At 56.9% G+C, this 13,906-nt stretch carries 12 protein-coding genes; 3 read left to right on the forward strand and 9 right to left on the reverse strand.

The annotated features are described in order from the left end of the window. Nucleotides 1-6: 6 nt before the first annotated feature. Nucleotides 7-912, forward strand: coding sequence for an SDR family NAD(P)-dependent oxidoreductase (locus tag SULPSESMR1_RS22635; RefSeq protein WP_089423435.1), 906 nt, complete (start codon nt 7-9; stop codon nt 910-912). A 79-nt stretch (nt 913-991) separates the two neighbouring features. On the opposite strand, the gene SULPSESMR1_RS22640 is transcribed toward SULPSESMR1_RS22635, so the two are convergent. The 9 genes from SULPSESMR1_RS22640 to SULPSESMR1_RS22680 all read right to left on the reverse strand — a co-directional run bounded on the left by SULPSESMR1_RS22640 (nt 992) and on the right by SULPSESMR1_RS22680 (nt 11,027). Further along, nucleotides 992-1,744: an SDR family NAD(P)-dependent oxidoreductase gene (locus SULPSESMR1_RS22640; RefSeq protein ID WP_089423331.1), complete on the reverse strand. Its 753-nt coding sequence runs from the start codon at nt 1,742-1,744 to the stop codon at nt 992-994. A gap of 98 nt (nt 1,745-1,842) precedes the next feature. Beyond that, nucleotides 1,843-3,483, reverse strand: coding sequence for a flavin-containing monooxygenase (locus SULPSESMR1_RS22645; protein ID WP_089423332.1), 1,641 nt, complete (start codon nt 3,481-3,483; stop codon nt 1,843-1,845). 136 nt (nt 3,484-3,619) lie between these two features. Further along, nucleotides 3,620-4,519, reverse strand: coding sequence for an alpha/beta hydrolase (locus SULPSESMR1_RS22650; protein WP_089423333.1), 900 nt, complete (start codon nt 4,517-4,519; stop codon nt 3,620-3,622). Between the two features lie 370 nt (nt 4,520-4,889). Further along, complete coding sequence (locus SULPSESMR1_RS22655) at nt 4,890-5,942, reverse strand: alcohol dehydrogenase (RefSeq protein ID WP_089423334.1); 1,053 nt, start codon at nt 5,940-5,942, stop codon at nt 4,890-4,892. Nucleotides 5,943-5,956: 14 nt separating this feature from the next. Then, nucleotides 5,957-7,405 carry an NAD-dependent succinate-semialdehyde dehydrogenase gene (locus tag SULPSESMR1_RS22660; RefSeq protein WP_089423335.1) on the reverse strand — a complete coding sequence of 483 codons (1,449 nt, stop codon included), beginning with the start codon at nt 7,403-7,405 and terminating at the stop codon, nt 5,957-5,959. 36 nt (nt 7,406-7,441) lie between these two features. Continuing rightward, a complete protein-coding gene (locus tag SULPSESMR1_RS22665) occupies nt 7,442-8,299 on the reverse strand; it encodes an FAS1-like dehydratase domain-containing protein (RefSeq protein ID WP_089423436.1) in 858 nt (285 codons plus the stop codon). Between the two features lie 9 nt (nt 8,300-8,308). Then, nucleotides 8,309-9,472, reverse strand: a complete 1,164-nt coding sequence (locus SULPSESMR1_RS22670; RefSeq protein ID WP_089423336.1) for an acyl-CoA dehydrogenase family protein — start codon at nt 9,470-9,472, stop codon at nt 8,309-8,311. Nucleotides 9,473-9,477: 5 nt separating this feature from the next. Next, on the reverse strand, nt 9,478-10,233 hold the full coding sequence (locus SULPSESMR1_RS22675; protein ID WP_089423337.1) for a CoA transferase: 756 nt from the start codon (nt 10,231-10,233) through the stop codon (nt 9,478-9,480). Beyond that, nucleotides 10,233-11,027, reverse strand: coding sequence for a citryl-CoA lyase (locus tag SULPSESMR1_RS22680; RefSeq protein ID WP_089423338.1), 795 nt, complete (start codon nt 11,025-11,027; stop codon nt 10,233-10,235). Before SULPSESMR1_RS22680 ends, SULPSESMR1_RS22675 begins: the two co-directional genes overlap by 1 nt. Before the next feature lie 774 nt (nt 11,028-11,801). Between SULPSESMR1_RS22680 and SULPSESMR1_RS22685 the strand changes: the two genes are divergently transcribed. Further along, entirely contained in the window at nt 11,802-12,686 is an 885-nt protein-coding gene (locus SULPSESMR1_RS22685) for a helix-turn-helix domain-containing protein (RefSeq protein WP_157729104.1), read from the forward strand. A gap of 225 nt (nt 12,687-12,911) precedes the next feature. Next, nucleotides 12,912-13,829: an SDR family NAD(P)-dependent oxidoreductase gene (locus tag SULPSESMR1_RS22690; protein WP_089423340.1), complete on the forward strand. Its 918-nt coding sequence runs from the start codon at nt 12,912-12,914 to the stop codon at nt 13,827-13,829. Nucleotides 13,830-13,906 lie beyond the last annotated feature (77 nt).

The raw sequence follows: 13,906 nt of genomic DNA on the forward strand, positions 1-13,906 counted from the left end.
ACAAAGATAATGGATGGCAAGGTTGTTCTGGTGACCGGGGCTGGGGGCGGCATCGGGCGCGATATTGCGCTGGCTGCTGCTGCCGCCGGGGCTGCGGTGGTGGTCAACGATTTGGGTGCATCGCTGAAGGGCACGGGACAGACCGAGCTGGCCGCGCAAAAAGTCGTCGATGAAATAACCGCCGCAGGTGGGTCTGCCGTCGCCAACGCAGACAGTGTGGCCGATCCCGATGCGGCCCGCGAGATGGTTGATCTGGCGGTCAGGGAGTTCGGTCGTATTGACGCAGTGGTCAACAACGCCGGCATCCTGCGCGATGGGTTTTTTCACAAGATGACCTACGAGGATTTCGACGCTGTGGTGAAGGTCCATCTTTACGGTGCATTTAATACCAGCCGGGCTGCCGCGGATCACTTCCGCACTCAAGAAAGCGGTGCGTTGGTGCACATGACGTCAACCTCAGGCCTGATTGGAAACCTTGCCCAAGCAAATTATGCTGCGGCCAAACTGGCCATCACGGCGTTTTCCAAATCCGTCGCGCTGGATATGAAACGATGGAACGTGCGGTCAAACTGCATCGCGCCTTTCGCTTGGAGCCGGATGATTTCGTCAATCAAGGTGGACACTCCCGAGCAGGAAGCGCGGGTTGAGAAACTCAAGCAGATGACCCCTGCCAAGGTCGCGCCGATGGCTGTCTATCTTGCGTCCGACAGGGCCGCAGATGTCACTGGCCAGATTTTTGCGGTGCGTAACAACGAGATATTCCTGGTTAATCAGCCCCGCCCGATCCGGTCTGTGCATTCCGGCGATGGCTGGACACCCGAGGCAATCGCCAATCATGCGATCCCTGCTTTAAAGGCCGATTTCATGCCGCTTGAAGTGTCAGCCGATGTGTTTTCGTGGGATCCGGTCTGAGCTGGAAAACACCTAGCTGGCTTGCAAACGAAAACGGGCCCCCTATACGCTGGGAGCCCGTCTCTGTTCTTTGTCAGGATTAGTTTGCAGTGTATCCGCCATCCACAACAATCTCGGTTCCATGTACAAACGATGAATCATCCGACGCCAAGAACAATACCGCCTGCGAAACCTCTTCGGGGCGACAGGGGCGATCAAACAGGGTGGCCCCCATGATCGCGGTGCGGGTTTCGAGGTCGCCGTGCAGCAGATCCTTGGTCATTGGCGTGTCGATCACACCGGGATGAACGGAATTCACCCGGATACCATATTGGATCAGATCCACCGCGCAGGATTTGGTCATCAGGCGAACCGCACCTTTGCTGGCGATATAGGCACCGGCCATCGGCGCGCCGACAATGCCATAGATCGACGAGATGTTGACGATCGAACCGCCCGCGTCTTTCATCAGCGGGACACAGGCACGAATGCCCAGATAGACACCCTTGACGTTGACGTTGAACACTTGGTCCCATTCATCCGGCTCGGTCTCGTGCGCGGGTTTCAGGATCAGGATACCGGCGTTGTTGACCAGCACATCCAGCTTGCCGGCCTTGGCTTTGATCGTCGCGGCCACGTTTGCCCAATCGGCCTCGCTTGACGCGTTATGTTTGATGAATTCGGCCTTGCCGCCGGCATCCTGAATGCCTTTGACCACGGCTTTGCCGCCTTCTTCGTTCAGGTCGGTGACAAACACCATCGCGCCTTCGGCGGCCAGGGTTTCACTGTGGGTCTTGCCCATGCCCATCGCGCCGCCGGTGACCAGGGCCACTTTACCTTTTACTCTGTCCATTTCTCTCTCCCTAAGTTGTTTGCAATTGGATAATTATGCGACCGAAGCTAGCCCGCCACATAGGGCGGGTTAGCGCCGTTCTTTGGTGTTCGCGCAGGTTACTCCGCTGCAACCGGTGCCGTTTCCTTCACAAACCCGTCGTAATCAGACGCAACGATATCTTTCAGAGCCTGAGTATAGTTTCCCAGTCCGCCAAGATAGAACATGACCGACTTCTTCTTGCCTGGGATGTTGGCCCCAAAGATCCAGGAATCGGCTTTTGGGAACAGGGTCATGTCGGCGATCATACGGCAGGTCGCCAGCCATTCTTCTTGCGTTTCAGATTTGACATCGAGTGATGCAATGCCTTTGTCGTTGGCGTACTTGATCGTGTCCGAAATCCATTCCACCTGCGTTTCGATGCTGGGCGGCAGGTTGGTGAACGGGCCGTTTGGTCCAAGGATCATGAACATGTTGGGGAAATCGGCTTCCATGATGCCAAGATAGCCGCCGGGGCCGCCCTTCCACTTGTCGCGCAGGGTGACGCCGTTGCGCCCGGTGATATCAAGCTTGGTGTAATTGCCGTCAACCGCGTCAAACCCGGTGGCGAAAATCAGCACGTCCAGTTCGTATTCATTGCCATCTTCGGTCTTCACACCAGTGGCGGTAATTTCCGAAATCGGATTGGCTTTGACGTCAACCAACGACACGTTATCGCGGTTGTAAACCTCGAAATAGTTGGTGCCGCATAGGGGGCGTTTGGCATAAAGATCGGTTGGTGTCAGCATCTTGGCGGTTGCCGGATCTTTTACAATTCCGCGGATTTTATTGCGGACAAAGTCTGCCGCCGCGTTGTTGGCATCCATGTCGGTGGCGATGTCAGAGAACGTCGCAAACATGAACCGGAACCCGCCGCCTTCGTCCCAGGCATCTTGAAAGATGCGCTCACGCTCTTCGTCGGAAACGGACATTGCGGGGATGGTGCTTTCCTCAAACCCAAACGCCACGGCCGAGCCTTTGACCTGTTTCCAGATCGCATCGAAGTTGGATTTGATTTTTGCAATCTCTGCGGCCGATTGTGGTGCCTGACCAACGGGAACGCAATATTGCGGCGACCGCTGGAACACCGTCAGATGTTTGGCGATTGGGGCGGTGGCCGTAATCACCTGCTGGCCGGTTGATCCGGTGCCGATAACCCCGACGCGTTTACCATCCAGCACAACGCCATCAGGCCAGTTGCCGGTGTGGATTGTCTGACCCTTGAAAGTGTCGACGCCTTTGATGTCGGGCGTGTTGATCGCCGACAAAAGCCCCAGACCGGTGACCAGATGCCGGGCCGTTACGGTTTCGCCCTTGTCGGTGGTAACGCTCCACAGGCCGGTTGCCTCGTTGAACTTGGCGGTTTCCAGATTGGTGTCAAACTGATAGCTGCGACGCAGGTCAAACCGATCTGCCACATGGTTCAGATATCTCAGGATCTCGGGCTGGGTGATATAGCGATGGGTCCAGTCCCATTCCTGCAACAGGTCTTTGTCAAAGGAATAGCGGTAGATATAGCTTTCGGTATCCGACAGCGCGCCGGGATAGCGGTTCCAGTACCAAGTGCCGCCTACATCCGACGCATTGTCGATGGCGCACACGTTCAGGCCTTGCTCGTTACGCAGTTTATGCACCGCATAAAGCCCGCCAAAACCGGCCCCGATAACAACGGCGTCAAAATCGGCGCCTTTGGTTTTTGTTGTTTCCACTTTCGTAGTCATGTTTTCCCCTCCACAAGGATTTCCCTGACGATCGGCACAGGTCTTGCGCTGACCGAAGCCCGTATTTGGGCCGGCCTGATCTCAGAAAATTGCTTGAAAATGGCGGGCACCCTTAGCAGGGGCCCGCCGACAGCCCTTATAGGGCTTTGTACCAGCTTGCGATCTTGGCGATCTCGGCGTCGGCTTCAGGTGCTCGACCTGCCAGGAACGGGAATACATGCTGCATACCGTCCGCCACCGAAAGCGTCACATTCACGCCCGCCGCTTTTGCCTGATCGGACACGCGGAGCGCATCGTCCAGCAGGGTTTCCACGCTGCCCGCATTGACGTAAAGCGGTGGGAAACCGGCCAAGTCTGACTTGAGCGGGTTGGCAATCGGATCTGTCGGCGAACCGTTTTCGCCCAGGAACATGCCGCGCATGCCCTCAAGAACCGGTGTCGATACCAACCCATCGGTGGCTTCGTTGCTTTTCAGCGTACCGCCGGTCAATTCCATATCCAGCCAAGGCGAGAATGCGATGACACAGCCGGGCAATTCCAGCCCAAGCTCGCGAAATTTCAGAACCGAACTGATCGCCAGATTGCCACCGGCGGAATCGCCGATTGTGCCGATGTTCTTAGCCGCGATACCATCAGCCAGCAGCGCCTTATAGACCGAAACCGCGTCTTCGACCTGTGCCGGAAACGGGTGTTCCGGGGCAAGGCGATAGTCAAGCACCAGAATGGACACGCCAAGCGCCTTGGCCACATGGCCTGCCAGCTTGCGGTGGCTGGACGATGACCCAACAGCAAATCCGCCACCATGGGTGTAGACCATAACCTTGGATTTATCGCAGCCGATCGGATAGGCCCAAATCCCTTTGACACCCCCGACGGTATCAGTCTTGTAGGTCACATCTTCGGGTTCAAACGTCGGTTTTTCCCATTCGTCAAACAGAGCCCGCAAATCGGGGATCGTCATATTTGGGTTTGCGACCATGCGGTCGCCCCAATCCAGATAGAGCGCTTTTAGAAAATCTGATTCAGTTGAAGCCATTGTTCAACATCCCTCCCAAGAATAAGTATATCGTGCCATCTGCGGCGATCCGGTTTTTTGACCGGTCACACATTTGTGCACAGTTCCTCCGTTGGGCCAGGCATTCAACCTACACTCTCGCAGCCGATGGTTTGACTGTTGAGGTTGATATCCCTCACCGCTGCACAGACGGTAGATGAACATGGAAAATGAGTATTGAATATTCAAACAGAATTACTTGAATATTCTTGCTGTTTTTCAAGGTGAACCCGCTTTTAGTTATGCCCTGCGTTGTACCTATGGCCTGCCGCAAGACGATGCACGAATCACTCACGAAAAAGCCCGGCACGTGGGCCGGGCTTTGATCTGATTTTTGGTGGTTGGAAAACGGTTAGGGGGTCAAAACCGCCCGCCCGATCACCTTGCCTTCTTCTAGCTGGTTCAGCACGTTTTCGGCTTCTTCCAACGCGTGCGTCGCAGTGGGCAACATCGGAACCTTGCCCTGTACCGCCAGGTCCATCAACTCAGCAAATTCCGGAAGCGAGCCGACATAGCTGCCCATGATCGTCACGGCCTTGACCGGAATCAACGGCAATGGCCAAGGTGCTGCGCCACCAAACAGGCCGACGATCACGATCTTGCCACCCTTGGCGATTGCATTGAACGCAAGCGAGGCCGTTGCCTCGGCGCCAACCAGATCAATAACGGCAAGCGACGGCCCTCCGGTTGCGGCCTGTACCTGAGCAACCGCGTCTTCGGCCGCGCCGTCAATCGCGCAACTTGCTCCAGCAGCGAGGGCGGCTTCGCGTTTTTCCGGGTCGATATCGACCACAACAGGATCGAGACCGCCCATGGATTTGACCAGTCCGATGGCCATCAATCCCAGACCGCCAGCACCAATAATCACAACCGGTGCGGCCTTGATCGTATCTTCGACCTTTTTGAGGGCCGAAAACGTCGTCAGGCCGGAACACGCAAGCGGAGCCGCCTGCGCCGGGGTCAACGATCCGATGCCAAACAGGTATTTCGGATGCGGGATTTTCAGCATATCAGCGTACCCGCCATCGGCGAACATCCCCAAAAATTTCGGGGCGGCGCAGTAATTTTCGCGCCCCATTTTGCATTGGTGGCAGCTTCCGCAGCCATGCCAAGGATACACCACATAATCCAGCGAGGTATCAATATCACCAGCATCGGGACCTGCGGCGATAACACGGCCGGCGGGTTCATGGCCCATCACCAATGGCAGTTTCATGCCACGCTCGCCGAAATTCATACGCTGGCCATGGCCCAGATTATAGCTGCCCTCGCGAATATGCAGATCAGAGTGACAGACCCCATTTGCCGTAACCTTCAGCAGAACTTCCGTGCCGGATACCGTCATGTCCGGGCGTTCCTCGGCGGTCAGCGGGTTTCCGAATTTTGTAAGACTTTGACAACGCATAGCTTTGTCCTTTCTCAAGCAACAGCTTGACTGATAAATTTAGTGATCCTGTAAGCATCCAGCCCTTCATAGCCGCCTTCGCTGCCAAATCCGGAATAGCGACGCCCACCCAAGGGTGAATCAAGGAACACAACGCTGTATCCGTTGATCCCGACCATACCGGCATCCAGTGCATCCGAAATTCGGTCTGCGGTCTCTTGCGATCCGGTAAAGGCGTATGCCCCCAGTGCGAAATCCGTGTTGTTGGCGACAGAAACGGCGTCTTCAAAGGTTGAAAACCGGTTGACCACTGCGATGGGGCCGAACGGCTCTTCTTGCATAACACGCGCTTCGGGCGGCACATCGGCCAGCACGGTCGGCGCATAGAAATTGCCCGGACGGTTCAGCCGCCGCCCCCCGGTCAGCAGCCGCGCGCCCTTGGCCACAGCGTCCTGTACCAGCGCATCAACCGCCTCCAGCCGGGCCGGGCTAAGCACCGGACCCATCTGGCTGTCGGGCTGCAGACCATCGCCCAGCTTTAAGGCGCCAAAGGCTTTGGCAAACCCGTCAGCAAAGGCATCATAAACATCGTCCTGAACCAAATAGCGTGTGGGCGCGACACAGACCTGACCAGCATTGCGGGCCTTGGCCACAACGGAAAGCCCGATGGCGCGGTCGATATCAGCATCGTCAAAAACCACCACCGGCGCGTGACCGCCGAGCTCCATGACGCTGGGTTTGGCCTCGGCACCGGCCATCGCGGCCAGTTTCTGACCAACGGTGGTTGACCCGGTAAAGGCGACCTTACGAATCACCGGCGAGGCAATCAATTGCGTGCTGATCTGCGCCGGATCGCCGATCAACAGATTAACAACACCGCGCGGTAGCCCGGCGAAGTCCAGCGCCTTGACGATGGCGATGAACGACATCGGCGTTTCTTCCGCCGGTTTGACAATGACGGAACATCCAACAGCCAGCGCCGACGCCATCTTGCGCGCCGCCAGAGAGGCGGGGAAGTTCCATGGCGCGAATGCGGCCACTGGCCCAATCGGTTCCTTGCGCACCTTCAACGATTCAAACCCCGGGCGCGCGTCAAGCGGACGATCCTGCTGTTCGGTGGCGGCCTTGGCACACCATTCCAGCAATGCCGCGCAGTTTTCGACCTCAGCCCGCGAATCCGCCAGCGGCTTGCCCAGTTCCAGCGTCATGTGACGCGCGGATTCTTCGGACTTTTCCCGAATGGCGGCAGCGGCATTGTTCATGATCCGCGCACGCGCATCAGGGGCCATGTTGGACCACACCTCAAATCCGCTCAGCGCCGAGGAAAGAGCCAGCTCAATATGTTCCGGCTCGGCGATGGGGAATGATGCCAGCACCTCTCCGGTGGCGGGGTTAATGACCTCGCCAGAGCGGGGCGTGTCGGTGATCCATTTGCCGTCCACAAACAATGCGGGCCGACCGTATTCCGGGTTTTGGGTCGTCATTTTAAATCCTCCTCCCTGCCCCCTTGGGCAGTATTTTCATATCTGATAGTTTGCCTTCATGGTCGTTTGACCGGCGTTATCACGCAACCAGACGGTGCCGCCGTCCTGTGCGGTATCAAGGTGCAAACCAACGGGTTGGCCGCAAAACAACGGGGCCACACCACGATAGGAAAACCGCGCCGGGGCGCGGCCAGATTGGTTTGCGACCAAGTTTAACAACAAAGTCGCTTGCAGCGGACCATGCACCACGAGGTCTGGGTAATTTTCGGCGTTCCTGGCATACTCCAGATCATAGTGAATCCGATGCGCATTGAAGGTCAGCGCGGAGTAGCGAAACAACAAAACAGGATCAGGGGTCAGTGTGACCTGCGCGCCCGTCGTGCCCGCTTCTTGCGGTTTTTGCGTTTCGACCTGTGGGGCGGGTGCCGGGCCGGGCCTGTCACGATACACGATGTTTTGAATCTCGGAAATCTGCGGCGTATTGCCATCGGTGAAATAGTCATGCGCCACGGACACAAGCACCATGGGTCCGCTGCGGCCCTGTTTCAGCGTCACATCCCGGATTTTCGAACGCCGCGTGACATGGGCACCGACACCAATCGGCCCGATACGGGTAAATTCGCCCCCCGCCCACATCCGCAAAGGCAGCGGCACAGGCGGCAAAAACCCGCCCCGCGTCGGGTGCCCGTCAGGCCCAAGCGCCGGTTGCGCCGCCACCGGTTGCGTCAGACACCAATGCAGCCCCAGCGGCACGTTGCCCGGCCCCGGATCGGCCAACCACTGGCCCAATGTCGCCCGAAACCGCGACACCAGCGCATCGCTGACCGTTTCCGAAGCCGTCTTAGATCGCCCGATCCAACCCTGTAAATGCGCTAAATCCAGATTGTTTTCCATCATCTGCCCTTAAAATGACCGCGGCATTCCAAGGATATGCTCGCCGACATAAGACAGGATCAGATTGGTCGAGATCGGCGCGACCTGATAGAGCCGAGTTTCGCGGAATTTGCGTTCGATATCATATTCGCGGGCAAAGCCAAAACCACCGTAGGTCTGGATGCAGGCATTGGCCGCCTCCCATGACGCATCGGCAGCCAGTAGTTTGGCCATATTGGCCTGCGCACCGCAATCCTGACCTGCGTCAAAGCGTTTGCACGCCTCAAACCGCATCAGATTGGCAGCCTCGATAGCAACGTAGGATTTCGAAATCGGGAACTGAACACCCTGATTTTGGCCAATGGGGCGGTCGAAAACCACCCGCTCGCAGGCATAATCGCGCGACTTTTCTACGAACCAATATCCATCGCCAATACATTCTGCGGAAATCAGCGTGCGCTCAGCATTTAGCCCATCAAGAATATGGTGAAACCCGTGCCCCTCTTCGCCGATAAGGTTTTCGGCGGGGATTTCGAGGTTGTCGAAAAACACCTCGTTGGTTTCGTGGCCCACCAGGTTGTCGATCGGCTGGATCTCCATACCGTTGCCGATTGCGTCCTTCAGGTCGACGATAAAGATCGACATGCCCTGCGACTTGCGCTTGACCTCGGACAGCGGCGTGGTGCGTGCCAGCAGGATCATAAGGTCGGAATGCTGCAACCGGCTGATCCAGACCTTTTGGCCGTTAATCACATAGCGGTCGCCCTTTTTCACGGCGGTGGTTTTCAGTTTGGTGGTATCGGTGCCCGTTGTCGGTTCGGTCACCGCCATGGATTGCAACCGCAGTTTGCCCGAGGCGATGCTGGGCAGGTATTGCTGTTTTTGCACGTCCGAACCATGGCGCAGCAAGGTGCCCATATTGTACATCTGACCGTGACAATGCCCGGCGTTGCCGCCTGATCGGTTGATCTCCTCCATCACGATGCTGGCCTCAGTCAGGCCAAGGCCCGAGCCGCCGAATTCTTCGGGGATCATTGCCGCCAGCCAGCCGGCTTCGGTCAGCGCATCGACGAATTCTGCGGGATATGTTTCCGCGGCACCGTGTTTGCGGTGATATTCAGGGGGAAATCCAGCACAAAGCGCACGCAGCGCGTCGCGCAGGTCATCATGGGTGTCGGGGGCTGAGGTCTTCATTGTGGTTATGCTCCTGTTTTCGGGGTGGCGGCGTTTGGCGCAGCGCCCAGCCCAAATTCTTTCAATATCTGTTGGGTGTGTTCGCCAAGACCTGGCACCGGGGCCATCTGTGGCTGCCAGCCTTGTCCGCTGGTCGGGGTTAGCGCGGGCAACGCCCCCGCTGGCGTGTCGATTTGCTGCCAACGCCCGCGCGCGGCCGGTTGCGGATGCGCCCACAGCCCGGCCATATCGCGCACCTCGGCGGTGCCAATCCCGGCCTTATCCAGCCGGGACAGCGCCTCGGTCGTGGTAAGTTTGGGCAATACGTCACCAATCACCACCGCAATCACATCGCGATGATCGGCCCGCCCGGAGTTGCCAACAAACCGGGGATCAAGCGCCATGTCGGGGCGTTCCAGCACCTGTTCGCAGAATGCCTTCCATTCGCGATCATTCTGGAACCCGAACAGCACCTGGCCATCCGAGGTTTTAAATGGGCCATAGGGATAAATTGTGGCAAGCGCCTCGGGGGTTTTCAGATCCAGCGTCCGGCTTTCCTTGGATCGGTTGCCCCAGATGAAATAACTGCTTTCGCCATGAATGCGGGTGTCATAGTTGCGCGCGAAATCGCCGCCATCAGGGCGTTCAACCTTGATCACCCGCGCACCCTGGTCGCCCAATAGCCGCGTGCAATAGGGGGCGGAAACCGCCTGCTCCAGGCTGACCACCAGAATATCGTCCAGTGGCCGCATCCCGGCACTATCCCCCTGCGGCGCGGTCATTAGCGAGCCCCCGGCCCGCTGGTTTCGAGGATTTCTTCTTCCACACGTTGCCAGATATCATAGGAAATCGGGTTCTCGCTTTCCTCAAGGATATGGCCGACCAGCCCGATAGCGCGGGCCATCACACCAAAGCCCCGCACGATTTTCCAGGGGAAGCCAAACTCGCAGCAGATCGCACCAATCGCGCCGGTGGCATTGATCGGCAGCATCTTGCCCGATCGCGCCTCGGCCTCGGTTTGTATTTTCTGCATCAGGGCGATGTATTCGCCGGATTTGCCATTTTCGGCAGCAATTTCGAACAATCGTGGCGTGCGCGGGTCGACGGGTTTGTGCACCGGATGCCCCAACCCCGGAACAATGGCCTTGCGGGCACGGAAACCGGCCACGGTTTCAACCGCCAGCGCATCCAGATCAACGCCGGTGCCCAGCTTGTCCTGCGGCAACGCCTCGTAGAGCATTTTTGACGCGCCTTCCATCGAGCCGACAAACACCGTGCCCAACCCGCAAAGCCCAGCAGCAACGGCCGCCTGCAACGATTCCGGCGCGCCCATATATGTCATCCGCGCGGCAATCGCCGACGGGGTGATCCCGTGTTCGACCAGGGTAATCACGATCGCATTGAAGACCTTAGATTCCTCAGGCGTTGCCTGGCGTCCGGTCAATTGCAAAAACGCCACATCACCCAGGTTCATGTGGCCTAAAATTTCATTGGGGAGATCCAGCCCGCGCACGCGGATCGTGTCAGAGGTGCTCCAACCGATGTTGGAGGTTAGTTTGTCTTTGCGTTTTCCCATGGGATCAAACTTTCTGTTTGGTTCAGGCGCGGAAGGATCAACGCAACAGGTGCGATGCCCCCGGTTTCGTGCGCCAAATGCAGGTTAATCTTGATGCTTTCGAGTGTAGATGTATTTTGCCCAGCACGCACCGATAAACGGCTGACAGCCTCGGCGGCGGCGGCATCAGGTCGGTCCGTCCGGGTGCAATCGGGGCACGGGCGGCGTCGCGATCCGGACCGATCCGATAATTTTGCCCTTTGAACCCGGCCCGCAAAAGGCACCCAACCGGGTGATCGCCTCGTGTTGCTGGATCGGATGATGCCCCCACAGCAGTTACCAAAGCGGGGGAAAACAACGCGCCCAGCCCGTTCTGTGGTTGCTTAATCTCAGCAATAGACTGCCCCACGGAGGTTTTCTTCTTTCCCAGACAAGCAAAGATGCAGCGCCTTTGCGTCTTGATTTTGGTAAGTAAAGATGATGGCATCGACTATATCGTATACGGAATTGAATTCTTTGTAGAGAAATATCTAACGGGTAGCAAGCCGGAAAACATCGGAACTAGGGAACGATAACAAGCGACTGATCACCAACATTTAGGCCACGCCCGCATTGTATTACAGACTTTTGCACAACCGGTATTCTAATACAAGAATTGCATTTCTAATAAATGTGTCTCATGTTGTGGCTTGGACAACTCGCGTTTCTGGATAATACAGTAGCTTAAAGGCGATGAATTGGCCCCAGACGGCTTGCTTCTGTTGCCCGGGACGCGGCACCTGTAGGGAGGGTAATATGAACGAATTGGTTGCACCGGACCGGATTCAAGAGTGGATTCCTGGAAACCTGACCTTTCATAGTGGGTTCCACAAAAATTCTGGACTAGAGATCAGAGGATATGACTATCCCGAACTGGACGTCACAATCCCGCAAATGCGCGACTACATGATTGTCACCTATGAAGGTTCCAAGGCATTGATGCGCCGTCGTGCTAGCGGCAAGTACCAGCAGGAGACCGTCGAGCGAGGTGTGGTATCGATACTGACGCGCGCAGAGCAGTCGCAGTGGGCCTGGGATCAACCAATCAAAGTTTCACATATTTACCTGTCACACGAAGCCATCAATGATGTCGCCGGAGAAATATTCGAACGTGACATTGAAGATGTTGAGATAAACGACCACGTCCGCGCCGAAGATTGCATTCTACCTCAGATCGCTCAAATGTTGAAGGCTGAGTTGCTCAAGGGTGCAATTGGCGGGTCACTTCTCGTCGAATCGCTCCGGATCCAATGCTGCATTCATCTTCTGCGCAACTATGCCCAAACTCGATTCAGCGAACCGCCGGCTTCCGGCAGCTTCAAAGCCTGCGAGCGTCGGGTAATACTAGATTTCATCCATGAAAACACCTCGCGCAACATAACCCTGTCGGAGATGGCGGCGGCGTTGAATATGAGCCCCTATCATTTTGCCCGAAAATTCAAGGAAGAGTTTGGCACGCCTCCACACAAATTCCTGATGAACGATCGCCTGAAAAACGCCACGGAACTGATGTCTCATTCTCAAAAACCCTTGAAGGTTATCGCAGCTCAGACCGGGTTCTCGGACCAGAGCCATATGACTCGGTCCTTTCAATCCAGCTACGGCGTTACACCCTCCCAGTACCGCCGGGGCCTTCTCTAAGCCAATTCATTCGCGGTGTCGGTGCGGTCCCCATGGATAGCGAACGGGGGGGGGCATGGGGACTTACATTTTTCTTTATGCAGAATATCTTTTTGTTTGCAGAATTGCTGATTGCCCAGTATCCAAGGCAAATAATCGCTTTCCACTTGCGCTTTAGATAATCAAAATTGCGGCGCTTGGAATACCCATGTTGCAAGCAACTAACGCCCTGAAAGGTCGACCAAAATGCCAACCCAAACTCTGAATGGAAAAACTGTACTAGTCACCGGAGCGGGTGGCGGAATCGGGCGCGCAATCGCCTTGATGGCCGCTGAGCACGGCGCAAATGTTGTGGTCAACGACATCGGCGCCTCGCTGAGCGGGGCATCCGAATCCACGGATGCCGCGGCGGCCGTCGTCAACGAAATTAAAGCTGCAGGCGGTCAAGCCATGGCCAGCCGCGCCAATGTTGCCGATGCCAAAGCCACGCAAGACATGGTCGACGACGCAATTGCCAAATTCGGGCGGCTTGATGCCATCGTCAACAACGCAGGCATTTTGCGCGACGGCTTTTTCCACAAGATGACCCCCGAGGATTTCGAGGCGGTGATCCGGGTTCACCTAATGGGCAGCTTTAACGTCAGCCGCGCCGCAGCCGAGCAGTTTCGCAAGCAAAATTCCGGTTCATGCGTTCACATGACATCGACCTCCGGCTTGATCGGCAACCTGGCGCAGGCCAATTATTCGGCGGCCAAACTGGGCATTGTCGGGTTGTCGAAATCCATTGCGCTGGACATGCAGCGGTTTGGTGTGCGGTCCAATTGCATCGCCCCCTTTGCCTGGAGCCGGATGACATCGTCGATCAAGGTCGACAGCGCTGAACAGGAAGTCCGCGTTGCCAAGCTCAAGGAAATGAAGGGCGAGAAAGTGGCGGCCCTGGCGATCTATCTGGCCTCGGACGCGGCGGCGGGCGTGAGCGGGCAGATCTTTGCCTCGCGCAATAACGAGATCATGCTGATGGGCCAGTCGCGCCCCTTGCGCACGGTACACCGCGATGGCGGCTGGAACACCGAAACCATTGCCGAACACGGTATGCCCGCCTTGCAGGCCAGCTTTTATCCGCTTGAGGTCTCGGCAGATGTTCTCAGCTGGGACCCTGTCTAAGGTCGCCTTGCCAATGCCCGGAAACCGGGCTGATATACATTCTACGAAAGTTGCGTAAACACCATGACACTCGACAC

It is taken from the genome of Pseudosulfitobacter pseudonitzschiae, assembly GCF_002222635.1.
GTDB classification, from domain to species: Bacteria; Pseudomonadota; Alphaproteobacteria; order Rhodobacterales; family Rhodobacteraceae; genus Pseudosulfitobacter; species Pseudosulfitobacter pseudonitzschiae_A.

Excerpts from the sequence above, each read along its gene's own strand:
- SULPSESMR1_RS22640 (WP_089423331.1), bottom strand. The coding sequence starts at position 1,744 with ATGGACAGAGTAAAAGGTAAAGTGGCCCTGGTCACCGGCGGCGCGATG.
- SULPSESMR1_RS22645 (WP_089423332.1), bottom strand. The coding sequence starts at position 3,483 with ATGACTACGAAAGTGGAAACAACAAAAACCAAAGGCGCCGATTTTGAC.
- SULPSESMR1_RS22650 (WP_089423333.1), bottom strand. The coding sequence starts at position 4,519 with ATGGCTTCAACTGAATCAGATTTTCTAAAAGCGCTCTATCTGGATTGG.
- SULPSESMR1_RS22655 (WP_089423334.1), bottom strand. The coding sequence starts at position 5,942 with ATGCGTTGTCAAAGTCTTACAAAATTCGGAAACCCGCTGACCGCCGAG.
- SULPSESMR1_RS22660 (WP_089423335.1), bottom strand. The coding sequence starts at position 7,405 with ATGACGACCCAAAACCCGGAATACGGTCGGCCCGCATTGTTTGTGGAC.
- SULPSESMR1_RS22665 (WP_089423436.1), bottom strand. The coding sequence starts at position 8,299 with ATGGAAAACAATCTGGATTTAGCGCATTTACAGGGTTGGATCGGGCGA.
- SULPSESMR1_RS22670 (WP_089423336.1), bottom strand. The coding sequence starts at position 9,472 with ATGAAGACCTCAGCCCCCGACACCCATGATGACCTGCGCGACGCGCTG.
- SULPSESMR1_RS22675 (WP_089423337.1), bottom strand. The coding sequence starts at position 10,233 with ATGACCGCGCCGCAGGGGGATAGTGCCGGGATGCGGCCACTGGACGAT.
- SULPSESMR1_RS22680 (WP_089423338.1), bottom strand. The coding sequence starts at position 11,027 with ATGGGAAAACGCAAAGACAAACTAACCTCCAACATCGGTTGGAGCACC.
- SULPSESMR1_RS22685 (WP_157729104.1), top strand. The coding sequence starts at position 11,802 with ATGAACGAATTGGTTGCACCGGACCGGATTCAAGAGTGGATTCCTGGA.
- SULPSESMR1_RS22690 (WP_089423340.1), top strand. The coding sequence starts at position 12,912 with ATGCCAACCCAAACTCTGAATGGAAAAACTGTACTAGTCACCGGAGCG.